At 69.3% G+C, this 13,711-nt stretch carries 14 protein-coding genes; 10 read left to right on the forward strand and 4 right to left on the reverse strand.

What is annotated here, in order from left to right; genetic code table 11:
* Positions 1-17: 17 nt before the first annotated feature.
* On the reverse strand, positions 18-533 hold the full coding sequence (locus tag ACQPYY_RS33155; protein WP_433592179.1) for an EXLDI protein: 516 nt from the start codon (positions 531-533) through the stop codon (positions 18-20).
* A gap of 193 nt (positions 534-726) precedes the next feature.
* Here ACQPYY_RS33155 and ACQPYY_RS33160 point away from each other — a divergent pair, with 193 nt between their 5' ends.
* The 4 genes from ACQPYY_RS33160 to ACQPYY_RS33175 are packed head-to-tail and all read left to right on the forward strand — an operon-like array spanning position 727 to position 5,261.
* Positions 727-2,430, forward strand: coding sequence for a thiamine pyrophosphate-binding protein (locus ACQPYY_RS33160; RefSeq protein ID WP_433592180.1), 1,704 nt, complete (start codon positions 727-729; stop codon positions 2,428-2,430).
* A 3-nt stretch (positions 2,431-2,433) separates the two neighbouring features.
* Positions 2,434-3,093 carry an SRPBCC family protein gene (locus ACQPYY_RS33165; protein WP_433592181.1) on the forward strand — a complete coding sequence of 220 codons (660 nt, stop codon included), beginning with the start codon at positions 2,434-2,436 and terminating at the stop codon, positions 3,091-3,093.
* 9 nt (positions 3,094-3,102) lie between these two features.
* Entirely contained in the window at positions 3,103-4,146 is a 1,044-nt protein-coding gene (locus tag ACQPYY_RS33170; protein WP_433592182.1) for a 3-oxoacyl-ACP synthase III family protein, read from the forward strand.
* The gene (locus tag ACQPYY_RS33175) at positions 4,143-5,261 is read left to right on the forward strand and encodes an aminotransferase class I/II-fold pyridoxal phosphate-dependent enzyme (protein ID WP_433592183.1); all 1,119 of its coding nucleotides are present in this window, start codon (positions 4,143-4,145) and stop codon (positions 5,259-5,261) included. Before ACQPYY_RS33170 ends, ACQPYY_RS33175 begins: the two co-directional genes overlap by 4 nt.
* On the opposite strand, the gene ACQPYY_RS33180 is transcribed toward ACQPYY_RS33175, so the two are convergent.
* On the reverse strand, positions 5,215-6,183 hold the full coding sequence (locus ACQPYY_RS33180; protein WP_357274581.1) for a bile acid:sodium symporter family protein: 969 nt from the start codon (positions 6,181-6,183) through the stop codon (positions 5,215-5,217). The two genes, ACQPYY_RS33175 and ACQPYY_RS33180, sit on opposite strands and share 47 nt — an antisense overlap.
* A 127-nt stretch (positions 6,184-6,310) precedes the next feature.
* On the opposite strand from ACQPYY_RS33180, the gene ACQPYY_RS33185 reads away from it, so the two are divergent.
* The 5 genes from ACQPYY_RS33185 to ACQPYY_RS33205 are packed head-to-tail and all read left to right on the forward strand — an operon-like array spanning position 6,311 to position 9,373.
* Positions 6,311-7,249 (forward strand): TIGR04222 domain-containing membrane protein, encoded by a 939-nt coding sequence (locus ACQPYY_RS33185; protein ID WP_433592184.1) that lies wholly within the window; start codon positions 6,311-6,313, stop codon positions 7,247-7,249.
* Positions 7,246-8,130 (forward strand): DUF692 domain-containing protein, encoded by an 885-nt coding sequence (locus ACQPYY_RS33190; RefSeq protein WP_433592185.1) that lies wholly within the window; start codon positions 7,246-7,248, stop codon positions 8,128-8,130. The genes ACQPYY_RS33185 and ACQPYY_RS33190 overlap by 4 nt, the downstream gene beginning before the upstream one ends.
* Positions 8,127-8,477, forward strand: a complete 351-nt coding sequence (locus ACQPYY_RS33195; RefSeq protein WP_433592186.1) for a hypothetical protein — start codon at positions 8,127-8,129, stop codon at positions 8,475-8,477. Before ACQPYY_RS33190 ends, ACQPYY_RS33195 begins: the two co-directional genes overlap by 4 nt.
* A gap of 27 nt (positions 8,478-8,504) precedes the next feature.
* The gene (locus tag ACQPYY_RS33200; protein ID WP_379102674.1) at positions 8,505-8,927 is read left to right on the forward strand and encodes a cupin domain-containing protein; all 423 of its coding nucleotides are present in this window, start codon (positions 8,505-8,507) and stop codon (positions 8,925-8,927) included.
* Positions 8,928-8,941: 14 nt separating this feature from the next.
* Positions 8,942-9,373, forward strand: coding sequence for a GNAT family N-acetyltransferase (locus ACQPYY_RS33205; protein WP_433592187.1), 432 nt, complete (start codon positions 8,942-8,944; stop codon positions 9,371-9,373).
* A 1-nt stretch (position 9,374) separates the two neighbouring features.
* Here the strand turns inward: ACQPYY_RS33205 and ACQPYY_RS33210 are convergent, their stop codons facing one another.
* On the reverse strand, positions 9,375-9,779 hold the full coding sequence (locus ACQPYY_RS33210) for an SdpI family protein (protein ID WP_379102678.1): 405 nt from the start codon (positions 9,777-9,779) through the stop codon (positions 9,375-9,377).
* A gap of 161 nt (positions 9,780-9,940) precedes the next feature.
* Here ACQPYY_RS33210 and leuS point away from each other — a divergent pair, with 161 nt between their 5' ends.
* The gene (gene leuS / locus ACQPYY_RS33215) at positions 9,941-12,814 is read left to right on the forward strand and encodes a leucine--tRNA ligase (RefSeq protein WP_433592188.1); all 2,874 of its coding nucleotides are present in this window, start codon (positions 9,941-9,943) and stop codon (positions 12,812-12,814) included.
* Between the two features lie 64 nt (positions 12,815-12,878).
* Here the strand turns inward: leuS and ACQPYY_RS33220 are convergent, their stop codons facing one another.
* Positions 12,879-13,661, reverse strand: coding sequence for a polysaccharide deacetylase family protein (locus ACQPYY_RS33220; protein WP_379102682.1), 783 nt, complete (start codon positions 13,659-13,661; stop codon positions 12,879-12,881).
* Positions 13,662-13,711: the final 50 nt, after the last annotated feature.

Raw genomic sequence — 13,711 nt, forward strand, 5'->3', positions numbered from 1 at the left:
TTACAAGGATTGTCGAATCAGATGTCGAGGTCCTCGACGTTCGGATGTTCGGTGGCGTCGATGACGCGGGCGTAGAGCCGATCCGGGATCCTGCCCTTCAGCTCCCCCACGGTGTCGAAGACCTCGAGGGTGAAGTCCCCCCAATTCTGTTCCCCCACACCGAGGAAACGCCGCCATTGCCGCCAGTCCTTGAGGATGTTGGTGTCGGCCGGGAACTCCGACCAGTTGGAGAAGTGGCTGTGCACCGCGTACGCGCCTTTGCGGGTGCGGTACACCCGGATGTCCTCGATGCGCTCGTTGGTCACCTGGTGCCAGTCGGTCAGCAGGGTGGCGGAGAATCGAACCTGCCGGATCCCGTCCTTGCCGACCTTGAGGACCACCTCGTCGTAGCCCTGCTGGCGGCCCTCCTCGAGCTCGATGAAGCGCCGCAACGCCGTCACGATCGCCCCCGAAAGATTGCCCCCGACCAGCTCCTGAGCCCGCTGAAAGAGTTTGAGGTCGTCATCGGACACGTAGATCGTCTTGTTCGGCATGAGCCAACTATACGTAGACGTATACATACACGGCAAGGGCCGGTCCGATTCTCGGAACTCGCCGGGGTTTCACCCCTGAAACCCCGAGAACACCTGCCGTCGAGCAGCAGAATTGAACCACCGGCTACCCGGATTTCGTATCCCGGGTGAGCGGTACTCGGTCACCGGTGGCGACCACCGAAAGGAATCGCCCATGCATAGCGGTACACGGGTCGCGGACCGGCTGGTCCAGGCGATCTCGACGCTGGGCGTACGGCACCTGTTCGGGGTCGGCGGCGCCAATATCGAGGACCTGTACGACGCGGCCTACGAACAGCGCGACCTGATCACCGCGGTGGTCGCCAAACACGAGTTCGGCGCGGCCACCATGGCCGACGGCTACGCGCGCTCCACCTCGGGCCTCGGGGTGGTCTGCGCGACCTCCGGCGGCGGGGCCGTGAACCTGGTCGCGGGGCTCGCCGAATCCTTCGCTTCCCGGGTGCCGGTGCTGGCCCTGATCGGCCAGCCCCCGACCGCGCTCGAGGGCCAGGGCGCGTTCCAGGACTCCAGCGGGCAGGCGGGCAGCTTCGACGCGGTCGCGCTGTACTCGCCGATCTCGCAGTACTGCGCGCGGGTGGAAGCTCCCGCCGACCTGCCCGCACACCTCGCCCACGCGGTTACCGCCGCCCGCCGCGGCGGCCCCGCGGTCCTGTTGCTGCCCAAGGACATTCAGCAGGCCGACCTGGTCACCCCGGATTTCGTGCCGCCCTCACGCGACTACCGCCGGGAGATCGAGAGCCTGTGGCGGGTGGTGCACATCGTGCGCGGCGCTCGTGCCCTCGGCAAGATCGTGATCATCGCCGGGGACCAGGTGGCCCGCGACGACGCCCGCGACGAACTGGCCCGCTTCGCCGCCCGGCTGGACGCGGCCGTCGGGGTCGCGCCCGACGCCAAGGACGTCTTCCACCACGCCGACCCGGGGTTCTGCGGCGTCTCCGGCAGCATGGGCAATCCGGAACTGCTCGACGCGCTGCAGGGCGCCGCCCTGTGCCTGCTGATCGGCACCCGTATGCCGGTCACCGCCAGGGCGGGTATGGAGGACGCGCTGGCGGCCGTGCCGCTGGCGAGCGTCGGCGCCCTGCCGCCGTACCTGCCCGCCACCCACGCGCACAGCAATTACCTGGCCAAGACGCTCAACGAGCTGATCGCCGAATTGGATTCCGGCCCGGCCGAGAACACCGCCCGGATCATTCCGCTGCGACCCCACCCGCACCGCGAGCCCGCCCTCACGCCGCTGCCCGTCCCGCCTGCGCACGGTCCCGGACTGCGGTATCGCGAGGTGGTCGAGATCATCAACGACGCCTTGCCGCCCGGCGCGGACGTATTCGCCGATGCGGGCAATACCGGTGCGGCCGTGGTGCATCACCTGCGGCTGCCGCGCGGCGGCCGGTTCACGGTGGCGCTCGGCATGGGCGGTATGGGGTACGCGTTCGGGGCCGGCATCGGATCCGCGTTCGCCCGCCACCGCCGCCCCGACGGCGGCTCGCGGCGCACCTTCGTGATCGCCGGGGACGGGGCGTTCTTCATGCACGGCATGGAGATTCACACCGCCGTCGAGCACCGGCTGCCGATCACCTTCATCGTCCTCAACAACAACGCGCACGCCATGTGCGTCACCCGCGAACAGCTGTACTACGGGGATCGGTACAGCTTCAACCGATTTCGTCCCGCGTATCCGGGCGCGGGGATGGCCGCCATGTTCCCGGATCTGTGCACCCACGCACCGGAGAACCGGGCCGAGCTCGCCGCGGCGCTGCGGCACTGCCGCGACCGCCCGGGTCCGTCGTTCGTCGCGATCGATTGCGATCCCGACGAAATCCCTCCGTTCACACCGTTCCTGACGCCACCCAGGAGGTAATCCGTGACCACCAGTGCCCTGCCCGCCCTCAGTGACATTCCGGACGGGGTCGTGCCCGGCGTGCTGCGGATCGAGAACTCCGATCGCGACGCCACCACCCCGATCATCCTGGACATGCTCCGCTCGGTGTATCCCCACGACCAGGTATTCGGCGACTTCTGCCCGGTCCAGGGCTATATCGACGCCCCGCCCCGGGACCTGTACGAGTACCTCGCCGACACCCGGTGCCTGGAGGAGTGGACCTACAGCCTGCGCGGATTCACCGAGACCGAGGAACCCGGACTGTGGGAGTCCTACGACCGGCTGGGCGACAACACCCGGATCTACACCCGCACGGTGGCCAATCCCGAGGCCATGACCGTGGACTACCACTGCGCATGGGATCAGCGCGAGCACCTGTGGATGGTCTATCTGATGCGGGTGGTCGACGCCCAGGCGGTGTTCGACAAGCCGGGCTCGGTGGTGCTGTGGACGAACTGCCATCACCCGTTCTACGACCGGAACCCCTACCAGGACACCGCGCCCGACCAGCGCAAGGTCTGGGTGGGCGATTTCTGGGAGATGTTCTCCGCCGGGCACCAATTGGAGCTCGACAACCTGCGGGGCATCGCGGAGTACCGCGCCTCGCACGGGCTACCCATCAAGCCCGCCTGGATGAAGTGAGGACGCGCCATGGACTTCACCGATCCCGCCCTGCGGATGCCGCCCGCGGTCAGTCTGGTCGACATCGCCGGGTACCTGCCCGGTGATCCGGTCGGCACCGAGTACTTCACGCAGTTCTCGCGCTCGGACCGGATGGCCAAGAACGTCATGTTCCGCGCTCCCCAGGGCCGTCACCATGTGGGGCGCGACGAGACCGCCGTGGACATGGTCGAGCAGGCCGTCGCCCCGCTCATCGAACGCCATGGGGCACAGGAGATCTCGAGCATCGACGTGCTGCTCACCCACACCCAGCTACCCGACAACCCCGTGCTGGGCGCGGGCCCGGAAGTGGCGCGGCGGCTGAACATGAAGCCGCGCTGGGTCTTCGACATCCACAACGGCGGCTGTGCGGCGTTCGTGCACATGATGTGGACCGCCCGCATGATCCTGCAGACCACCGACGCGCGCACCGCGCTCATCGCCTGCACCCAGAACTGCGCGGGCCCGGTGTTCACCCAGCCCGATATCCGCGGGCTCGCGCAGGCCCCCGTCCCCGGCGACGGCTGCGGGGTCGGGCTGCTGGTGAAGAACGGTTCCGCGCCCATCCTCGACATCGAATGCCGCACCTATCCGGAGTTCGCGGGCGATATGGAATTCAGCACCAATGGCGACCGCAAGTACTGGGAGCCGGGCGAGGGCCAGGGCTGTGTCAGCTTCACCGAATCCAAAGTGGCCAAGGTGATGACGCGCGGCAATCGGCTGGTGCCGGAGGTCGCGCAGGCGGTGTGCAAGCGGATCGGCGTGAAGTCCAGCGATCTCGACACCTTCGTCACCAACCAGCCCAACCGGCTGTTCCTGCGCAATTGGAACGAGGCCATGGAACTGCCGCCCGAACGTCATCCCGACACCTTCGACAGCTGCGGAAACCTGTTCGCCGCGGGCATTCCGGTGACCCTCGACGCCGAGAACCGGGCGGGGCGGCTGCGCAACGGCTCGGTGGTGCTGATGGCCGCCTTCGCGCACGCGGGTGACTTCGCGGGCGCCGCCGCCGTGCGCTGGGGAGCCGCCCGATGACCCGCCCGGTGCCGTGGCCGACGGGGCTGCGCGCCGACTCGGGGGCCGTCCGCTTCGACCTGAGCCTGAGCGAGAATCCGTTTCCGCCACTGCCTTCCGTCATCGCCGCGATCGACACCAGTCTCGGCGGGGCCAACCGGTACCCGGAATTCCTGCCGCAACGGCTGCCCCGGCTGATCGGCGCGCACCTCGGGGTGGACGCCGACCGGATCGTGGTGGGGGCGGGCGCGACCGGGGTCGCCATGCAGATCATGCAGACCCTCCCCCGCCGCGGATCCGAATTCGTCTACGCCACACCGACCTTCGACGGCTATCCGATCATGGCGAACATGGCGGGACTGCGGCCGGTGGCGGTGCCGCTGGACGCCGACGGCCGCCAGGACCTGTGGGGCATGGCGCGCGCGGTCGGCGACCGCACCGGACTGATCGCGGTGTGCCGCCCGCACAATCCGACCGGCACCGTCGTCGGGGCCAGCGAGCTGAAGGCGTTCCTGTGCTCGATCCCCGCCCGGGTGCCGGTGATCCTGGACGAGGCGTACGTCGAATTCCTCGGCGCGGCCGACGCACTGGACCCGCTCGAACTTATCCACAGGCATCCCAATGTGCTGGTCCTGCGCACTTTCTCGAAGGCGTACGGGCTGGCCGGGCTGCGGATCGGCTACGCCTTCGGCGCGCCGGAGCCGGTGCGGCGGGTGCGGCGGCTGCAACTGCCGTTCGGGATGCCCGGCCCGGCGGTGGCCGCGGTGCGCGCCTCCTACGCCGCGGAAGCCGAACTGGGCGAACGGATTCTGCGCATCACCACCGAACGCGAGCTGCTCCGGATCGACCTGCGCCGCGCGGGCATCCGGGTGCCGCGCTCGAGCGCCAACTTCCTGTACCTGCCCGGCCGCGACATCGCGCCCGCGCTGGCCCGGGCCGGGATCGCGGCCAAGCGTTACCCCGACGGCAGCGCCCGCATCGCGGTGGGCGATCCGGGCGCGCACCGCGCCGTGCTGCACGCCCTGGCCGACCGGCCCTCCGCCGGACTGCACCGCGCGCTGCGGCGCGAGGACAGCCGGCTGCTCTCCCTCACGGCGCGGTACGAGCCCAGCGTCCTGCGAGAGCGGCACAGGTGATCAGCTGAATCTGGTGGAACATCATGAGCGGCAGCACGACCAGGCCCACCGAGTGACCGGCGAACAGCACCGTCGCCATGGGCAACCCGGTGGCCAGGCTCTTCTTGGAACCGCAGAACACCACCACGATCCGGTCGGCGCGATCGAACCGCACCGCCTCGCCGAGGAAACCGGTGGCCGCCAGCACGATCGCCAGGATCACGCAGCACACCACCGCCAGCCCCAGAATCCGCCACGGCGACATGGCGTGCCAGATGCCCTCCACCATGCCCGCGCTGAACGCGCTGTAGACCACCAGCAGGATGGAGCCGCGATCCACCAGCTTGGTCGGCTCGGCGTAGCGGGACAGGAAACCCTTCACCTTGGGCCGGATCAACTGGCCCACGAAGAACGGCACCAGCAGCTGCAGCACGATGTCCACCACCGCGGACGGATCCACGCTCGCCTGGCCGGTGGTGTTCATGAGCAGGATCACCAGCGCGGGGGTCAGGAACACGCCCAGCAGGTTCGACACCGTGGCGCTCACGATCGCGCCCGCCACATTGCCTTTGGCGATGGAGGTGAACGCGATCGAGGACTGGACCGTCGACGGCACCAGGCACAGGAACAGCACACCGGTGTAGAGGTCGGGGGTGAGGATGTGCGGCACCAGCACCCGCGCGGCCAGGCCGATCAGCGGGAAGACGATGAACGTGCAGGACAGCACCGTCAAGTGGAGTCGCCAGTGCTTGAGGCCCTCGATCGCCTCGTGCGGCGCCAGGCGGGTGCCGTAGAGCAGGAACAGCAGCGCGATGGCTATCTTCGTCAGCCAGTTGACGACCTCGGCGGCGTCGCCCCGGGCCGGGAAGATGCTGGCCAGGACGACCATCCCGAGGATCGACAGAATGAAGCCGTCGATGTAGAACTTGCTGAGAAATCGCACCGGATCAGGCTAATCACCGAGAATTTCTTCGGATTACCGCCCCGAGGTCGCTCGGATAACACGGCACCCGCGCAGCGGCGATACTGGAGTTGATCGACTGTCACGACGACTCCCGAGGGGAATCGCCATGGTCCATGGGACCGTCGCGGCCGCCGCCGCGACCAACACCTGGGGGATATCCGGCCCGGCCTTCCTCTTGTTCTATGTCCTCGCCGGGTTGCTGGCGATCGGAGCCGGATACGCGATCCGCGCGAGCGTGGTGCGGCGGATCGACCCGGCCTGGCCGCCCGCGGGACCGCTGACGCCGAGCGAGACCGCCCTGCTCGTCGACGACCGGCGGCCGGTGCTGGCGGCGCTCGCACAGCTGCGCGGCCACGGGATCATCGATTCCAGCGGCAAACCGGTCCGGCCCTACAACGCCGGCGAGGCCGCGGAGCTGGATCAGATCTCCCGCACCCTGTGGGCGAGCCTGAGCCGGTCGGACCAGCTCAACATGACGTCGATGCTGGTCGCGACCGCCGGCGTCACCGATCGGATGCGCAAGGACCTCAGCTACCGCGGCTACCTCTTCGGCGACCAGCAGCGAAAAGCCTTGCGGACGGCTCGCTTCCCGCTCTTCGCGGTGTTGCTGCTCGGACTGGCCCGGCTGATCGCGGGCGTGGCCACTCATCATTCGGTCGGCTTCCTGGTGATCGTCATGATCGTGCTGAGCGTCGTCACCGTCGTGGTGGGTCGCGCGCCGCGCCTGACCCGACGCGGCCGCGACACCATCGAGCACGCCCGCAACAGCAACCTGCATCTGAGACCCGCCAACGCGCCCGCCTACGCGGCGTACGGCGCCGGCAGCGCAGCCCTCGCGGTCGCGCTCTACGGCTCGCTCGTGTTGTGGACCCTGGACCCGGCCCTCGCCGGGGCCGCCGATCTCGCGGCCGGAACCAGTGGCGGCGGAAGCAGCTCGTGCGGCAGCGGATCCAGCTGCGGCACCAGCGACAGCGGAGGCGGCAGCAGTTGCGGAAGTAGCAGCAGCTGCGGCAGCAGCTGTGGCGGAGGAGGCTGCGGCGGATGACCGGATCACCGCTCCCCGAGGGCGCGCTGGGCATCGGCTGGCGGCGTGAGATCTGCGGCATGGTCGCCGCGCTGGACGGCATCGGCTTCTGTGAGGTCATCGCGGAGACGTTGGCGCCGAGCGGTTCCGGGCGCAGGCGCGGACGGAGTGCGGGGGCCGTAGTGCCGGAGGAACTCGCCGCGCTGGTGGCGCGCGGGATACCGGCGGTGCCGCACGGTGTTTCACTGTCCCTGGGTGGTGCGGAAGGGGTGGACGACCGGCGGGTCGCGCATCTCGCCGACTGCGCGCGGGCCCTGGGCTCGCCGCTGGTGAGCGAGCACATCGCCTTCGTGCGCGCGGGCGGACTGGAAGCCGGTCACCTGCTGCCGGTGCCGCGCACCCGCGAGGCGCTGGATGTCCTGGAGCGCAATATCTTCCGCGCGAGCAGACAGCTGGACGTGCCGCTGGCGGTGGAGAACATCGCGGCGCTGTTCGAATGGCCGGACGCCGACTACACCGAGGCGGAGTTCCTGCAGGAACTGGTCGAACGCACCGGCGTCTATCTGCTGCTCGATATCGCGAATGTCTATGCCAATGCCCGCAATACGTCACGTGACCCGCTGACCGAGCTGTTGCGGCTGCCCGCCGAACGGGTCGCCTACTGCCATGTGGCGGGCGGCCACGAGTCGGACGGACGCTACATCGACACACATGTGCACAGCGTCCCGGCCGAGGTCCTGGACCTGGTGGCCGAGTTCGCCACCGGTCGATCGGTCCCGCTCATGCTGGAGCGCGACGGAAACTATCCGCCCGCAACCGAACTCGCCGCCGAACTGAACGCCATCGCCGCGGCGTCGGGCCGCGCGCCCGTCACCCTGCACCCGGAGGCGATTCCGGCATGACCATCGAATCGGAGCGCGCCGCGGGCACACTCGCCGACCAGCAGGCCGCGATCGTGCGCGCCCTGGTCGCCGGGGACAGTCCGCCGCCGGGCTTCGACACCGGCGACCTGGCGGCCACCGCTCACGGCCTGTTGCACAAGCGGGCCGACGAGGTGGCGCGGCGCTTCCCGGGACTGGCCGTCGCCGCCGGTCCCGACTTCCGCACCCGGTATGTCGAGTGGGCGCGCACCCGCCCGAAGACCAGCACCCCCGAGGACGCGGCCGCCTTCGCCGCGTCGGTCGGCCTGCCCGACCCGCGCCCGCGCCCCGGCCTGCGGGCGCGACTGCTCGGCCGTGGTCGGCGCTGACGCCACCCGGATCGGCAATGATGGATCGTGGTCTTCTCCAGGCGTGATCCGCGACACGGCTTCCGGCCCAATCCCGCACCGGCGGCCGGGACGGCCAGCCGGGTGCTGTTCCGATTCGGTCTGGCGCGATGGGAATTCGTACTGCGGCAGACGATCCTCGAGCCGGGCGGCCGCACCGGCTGGCACTACCACGACGGAACTCTGTTCGTGCTGGTCACCGGTGGTGTGCTCGATCATCCACGGGCGGATTGCACGCCCGTCACCGTGCGACCGTGGCGTGTCTTCCGCGAGCCCAGCGGTCCGCGGCACGCGCATCTGGCGCGCAACAGCGGCGGGCGGCCCATCATGCTGACCGTGTTCTACGTGAATCCGAAGGGCAGCCCGCTCTCGCGGGGCATTCCGACCCCGCCGTGCGCGGGCGAACCCTCGGCGAGTGATCCGGCGCACTGAGGCATGCTGAGTTCATGATCGAGGTCGTCACCGTCAGCACCGAGCGGGAACTCGCCGACGCCTACGCCGTGCGGTTGAAGGTCTTCGTCGCCGAGCAGGGCGTGCCGGAGGAGATCGAGATCGACGCGCTCGACGAGGTCGCCGATCATTTCCTGGGATTGCTGGACGGCAGGCCCGCGGGGGCCGGGCGGCTCATCGTGCGCGACGGGATCGGGATTCTCGGGCGGCTGGCCGTGCTGGCCGAGACCCGCGGCACCGGGCTCGGCGCGGCCCTGGTCCGGGCCATCGAGGAGCGGGCGCGGGCCCGCGGACTGGTCGCGATCGAACTGCACTCGCAGACCCACGCCACCGGCTTCTACGAGAAGCTGGGCTACGTGCGGTTCGGGGAGATCGGCATGGACGCGGGCATCCCGCACATCTGGATGCGGCGCTCGCTCACCGAGTGAGTCAGGCGGTCTCGCAGGTGTCGCGTAGCGAGCACCCGCCGCAGGCGCTGCCGCACCCGCCGACCTTCTCCTCCGGGAAGGCGTTCGCGATGGCCTTCTCCGCCGCCGCCGCGCCCGCACCCATGGTGAACAGCGCGATCACCACGGCGACCACCGCGAGCACCAGGGCCGGGACGCCCCCGGACACCAGCGCCACCGCGCCGCTCGCCGCGAGCAGCAGACCGGCCACGATGGAGGTCGGCCCGGCCACCTTGTTGGCCAGCCTGAAGGCCTCCTCGGTCTTCAGCGCCGCGTCGGAGTGCACCCCGAAATAGCGGTTGCCGGGCAGGGTGCCGGTGAGTCCGAGCACGCCCGTGACCACGGCCACAGCCGCGAGGACAAAGAGGATCAGCGCCACGACAAACACCCCGCCACGGTACCTGTCAGGCCGGTACGGACCCGCCGCGGGCCTGCTTCGGACACCGTCGGCGGGAGCAGCCTCGACCCTTTTTGGGGCCCGAGGTACCGACGTTTTACCCTGGTGAGCGACCTTTATCGGGGATTGGCTGGACAAGCGAAGGCAGGACCGTGCAGGACACCCGTGCAACCGAAACACCCACCGCGACCGCGGCGGGGGGCGGCGACGTTCCCGCACACCGCTACAACGCCGACCTCGCCGGCCGCGTCGAGCGCAAGTGGCAGCGCAACTGGGAGGAGCGCGGCACCTTCTTCGCGCCCAACCCGGTCGGCCCGCTGGCTGCCGGCGTTCCCGCCGACAAGCTGTTCATCCAGGACATGTTCCCGTACCCGTCGGGCGCGGGCCTGCATGTCGGGCACCCGCTGGGCTACATCGCCACCGACGTGTTCGCCCGCTACCACCGCATGCACGGCCGGAATGTGCTGCACGCGCTGGGGTATGACGCCTTCGGCCTGCCCGCCGAGCAGTACGCGGTGCAGACCGGCGCGCACCCGCGCGACACCACCATGTCGAATATCGCGACCATGCAGCGGCAGCTGGACCGGCTGGGCCTGGGCCACGACCGCCGCCGGTCGTTCGCGACCACTGATCCCGAGTACTACAAGTGGACGCAGTGGATCTTCCTGCGCATCTACAACGCCTGGTACGACGAGGGCCTGAACAAGGCGCGGCCGATCACCGAGCTGATCGCCGAATTCGATTCCGGCAAGCGGTCTCCCGCCGACGGCCGGGCCTGGGCCGACCTGTCGCCGGTCGAGCGCAATGCCGTGGTCGACTCCTATCGCCTGGTGTACCAGACCGATTCGATGGTCAACTGGTGCCCGGGCCTGGGCACCGTGCTGTCCAACGAGGAGGTCACCGCCGACGGCCGCTCCGAGCGCGGCAACTTCCCGGTGTTCCGCAAGCGCCTGTGGCAGTGGATGATGCGCATCACCGCCTACTCCGATCGCCTGGTCGACGACCTGGACGAGCTGGACTGGCCGGAGAACGTGAAGTCCATGCAGCGCAACTGGATCGGCCGCTCGCGAGGCGCGCAGGTCAAGTTCGAGGCCGGCTCGGACATCATCGAGGTCTTCACCACCCGCCCCGACACCCTGTTCGGCGCCACCTACGTGGTGGTCGCGCCCGAGCACGAGCTGGTGGACCGGCTGACCGGCAACACCTGGCCGTCCGGCACCCAGGCCCGCTGGACCTTCGGCAATGCCGACACCCCGGCCGAAGCCGTTGCGGCGTACCGCAAGTCGATCGCGGCCAAGTCCGATCTGGAGCGCCAGGAGAACAAGGAGAAGACCGGCGTCTTCCTGGGCACCTACGCCACCAACCCGGTGAACGGCGCCCGCGTGCCGATCTTCATCGCCGACTACGTGCTGTCCGGCTACGGCACCGGCGCCATCATGGCCGTCCCCGGCCACGATCCGCGCGACTGGGAGTTCGCCACCGCCTTCGGCCTGCCGATCGTGGAAGTCGTGGCGGGCGGCGACATCTCGCAGGCCGCCTACACCGGTGACGGCACCCTGGTGAACTCCGGATACCTGGACGGCCTGGACATCGACACCGCCAAGGCCAAGGTGATCACCCAGCTGGAGTCCGACGGCCACGGCAAGGGCACCGTCCAGTACAAGCTGCGCGACTGGCTGTTCGCCCGCCAGCGCTACTGGGGCGAGCCCTTCCCGATCGTCTACGACGAGGACGGCGCGCCGCACGCGCTGCCGGAATCCATGCTGCCGGTGACGCTGCCGGAGATGGAGGACTTCGCGCCGGTCACCTTCGACGCGGACGACGCGACCTCCGAGCCGTCCCCGCCGCTGGCCAAGGCCACCGACTGGGTGCACGTCGAACTGGACCTGGGTGACGGCCCCAAGAAGTACCGCCGCGACACCAATGTCATGCCCAACTGGGCGGGCAGCTCCTGGTACCAGCTGCGCTACGCGGACCCGACCAACACCGACGCCTTCTGCGCCCCCGAGAACGAGAAGTATTGGCTGGGTCCCCGGACCGCCGAGCACGGTCCGAAGGATCCGGGCGGCGTGGACCTGTACGTCGGCGGCGTGGAGCACGCGGTGCTGCACCTGCTGTACGCGCGCTTCTGGCAGAAGGTGCTGTTCGACCTGGGTGACGTGTCCGGCTTCGAGCCGTACCGCCGCCTGTTCAACCAGGGCTACATCCAGGGCTTCGCCTACACCGACGCGCGCGGCGCCTACGTGCCCGCCGCCGAGGTCGTGGAGCGGGACGGAAAGTTCTTCTGGACCAACGCCTCCGGCGTCGAGGAAGAGGTCGCCCAGGAGTACGGCAAGATCGGCAAGTCGCTGAAGAACGCCATCTCCCCCGACGAGATGTGCGACCTGTACGGCGCGGACACCTTCCGCTTCTACGAGATGTCGATGGGGCCGCTGGACACCTCGCGCCCGTGGGCGACCAAGGACGTCGTGGGCGCGCACCGCTTCCTGCAGCGCGTGTGGCGCCTGACCGTGGACGAGGAGACCGGCGCGCTGAAGGTCACCGACACCGAGCCCTCGGCCGAGGCGCTGCGCCTGCTGCACAAGACCATCGCCGGGGTCGACGACGACTACGCCAACCTGCGCGACAACACCGCGGGCGCGAAGCTGATCGAGCTGACCAACTACCTGACCAAGAACTACGGCGACGGCGCGCCCCGCGCCCTGGTCGAGCCGCTGGTCCTGATGCTGGCCCCGATGTCCCCGCACGTGGCCGAGGAACTGTGGGAACGCCTGGGCCACCACACCGCCCTGGCGCACGGCCCCTTCCCGATGGCGGATCCGGCACTGCTGGTGGAGGATTCGGTCGAGTACCCGATCCAGGTCAACGGCAAGGTCCGCAGCAGGATCAGCGTCCCCGCCGACGCCGATCAGGCCGCGGTCGAGGCCGCCGCCCTGGCCGACGAGAAGATCGCGGAACTGCTGGGCGGCAAGCCGCCGCGCAAGATCATCGTGGTGCCCGGCCGCCTGGTGAACATCGTCGCGTAGCCGACAGCCGAATCGGTCCCGGCGCGCACTACACGCCGGGACCGATTTCCTTTTGTCCCAAGCTTTATCGCGGCGGGATCAGGACGTCGTCGAGGGTGACCAGTTGCAGGTTGCGTTCGCGGACGATGTCCATGAGCTGGTCGTAGACGTGGGTGACGGTCGGGCGGTTGGCGTGGCCGATGACAATGGACTGGGCTCGGAACCATTGGCGGGCGGCGTCGAGCAGGATGCCTTCGTTGATCACCGTGTTGGTGTCGCTCAGGCTGCCGTACCACATGGTCGGGACGGTGTAGCCGCAGTCGGCGGCCACCGCGTCGACGCCGGCATTGTGCCTGCCGAAGGGCGGGCGGTAGTACGGCGTGGTGTCGACGCCGTACTGGTCCCAGAGGAAGTCCTTGCAGCGGTTCAACTGGTCGGCGATGGCGCCGCCGGACAGCCGGGTCAGGTCCGGATGGTCCCAGGTGTGGTTGCCGAGCTGGATCTGACCGGAATCGACCATGGGGCGCAACGCATCCCGGTGATCGAGCCAGCCCGGGTAGTAGGCGGTGACGAAGAAGGTGAGCCGCGCACCGGTATTGCGCGCGAAATCGATGAACCCGCCGATGGTTTCGGAGCTGGCGCCGTCATCGATGGTGAGCGCCATATGGTTTCCGTCGCCGGGCAGCGCCTGGATGGTGCCCGGCCCGATCGGCGTCTTGGGCCCGAAATCCGGTGTCACCCCGGGCAATGGCGGAACGATCCCGGAAGACCCGGTATCGAAGGGGAATTCGGCGCGGGCTTCCCCCGCTCCCAGCAATCCGGCGACCCCACCCGCAGCCAGCAACGTCAACAGCCGACGTCTGTCCATCTCGACCTTCAATCACTCTTCCGAACGAAACTCCCGCGCCCCCGGCGCAG

Origin of the sequence: Nocardia sp. CA-145437, from assembly GCF_050956485.1 — a bacterium.
GTDB lineage: Bacteria > Actinomycetota > Actinomycetes > Mycobacteriales > Mycobacteriaceae > Nocardia.

Excerpts from the sequence above, each read along its gene's own strand:
- ACQPYY_RS33190 (WP_433592185.1), top strand. The coding sequence starts at position 7,246 with ATGACCGGATCACCGCTCCCCGAGGGCGCGCTGGGCATCGGCTGGCGG.
- ACQPYY_RS33175 (WP_433592183.1), top strand. The coding sequence starts at position 4,143 with ATGACCCGCCCGGTGCCGTGGCCGACGGGGCTGCGCGCCGACTCGGGG.
- ACQPYY_RS33155 (WP_433592179.1), bottom strand. The coding sequence starts at position 533 with ATGCCGAACAAGACGATCTACGTGTCCGATGACGACCTCAAACTCTTT.
- ACQPYY_RS33185 (WP_433592184.1), top strand. The coding sequence starts at position 6,311 with ATGGTCCATGGGACCGTCGCGGCCGCCGCCGCGACCAACACCTGGGGG.
- ACQPYY_RS33205 (WP_433592187.1), top strand. The coding sequence starts at position 8,942 with ATGATCGAGGTCGTCACCGTCAGCACCGAGCGGGAACTCGCCGACGCC.
- ACQPYY_RS33195 (WP_433592186.1), top strand. The coding sequence starts at position 8,127 with ATGACCATCGAATCGGAGCGCGCCGCGGGCACACTCGCCGACCAGCAG.
- ACQPYY_RS33220 (WP_379102682.1), bottom strand. The coding sequence starts at position 13,661 with ATGGACAGACGTCGGCTGTTGACGTTGCTGGCTGCGGGTGGGGTCGCC.
- ACQPYY_RS33160 (WP_433592180.1), top strand. The coding sequence starts at position 727 with ATGCATAGCGGTACACGGGTCGCGGACCGGCTGGTCCAGGCGATCTCG.
- ACQPYY_RS33170 (WP_433592182.1), top strand. The coding sequence starts at position 3,103 with ATGGACTTCACCGATCCCGCCCTGCGGATGCCGCCCGCGGTCAGTCTG.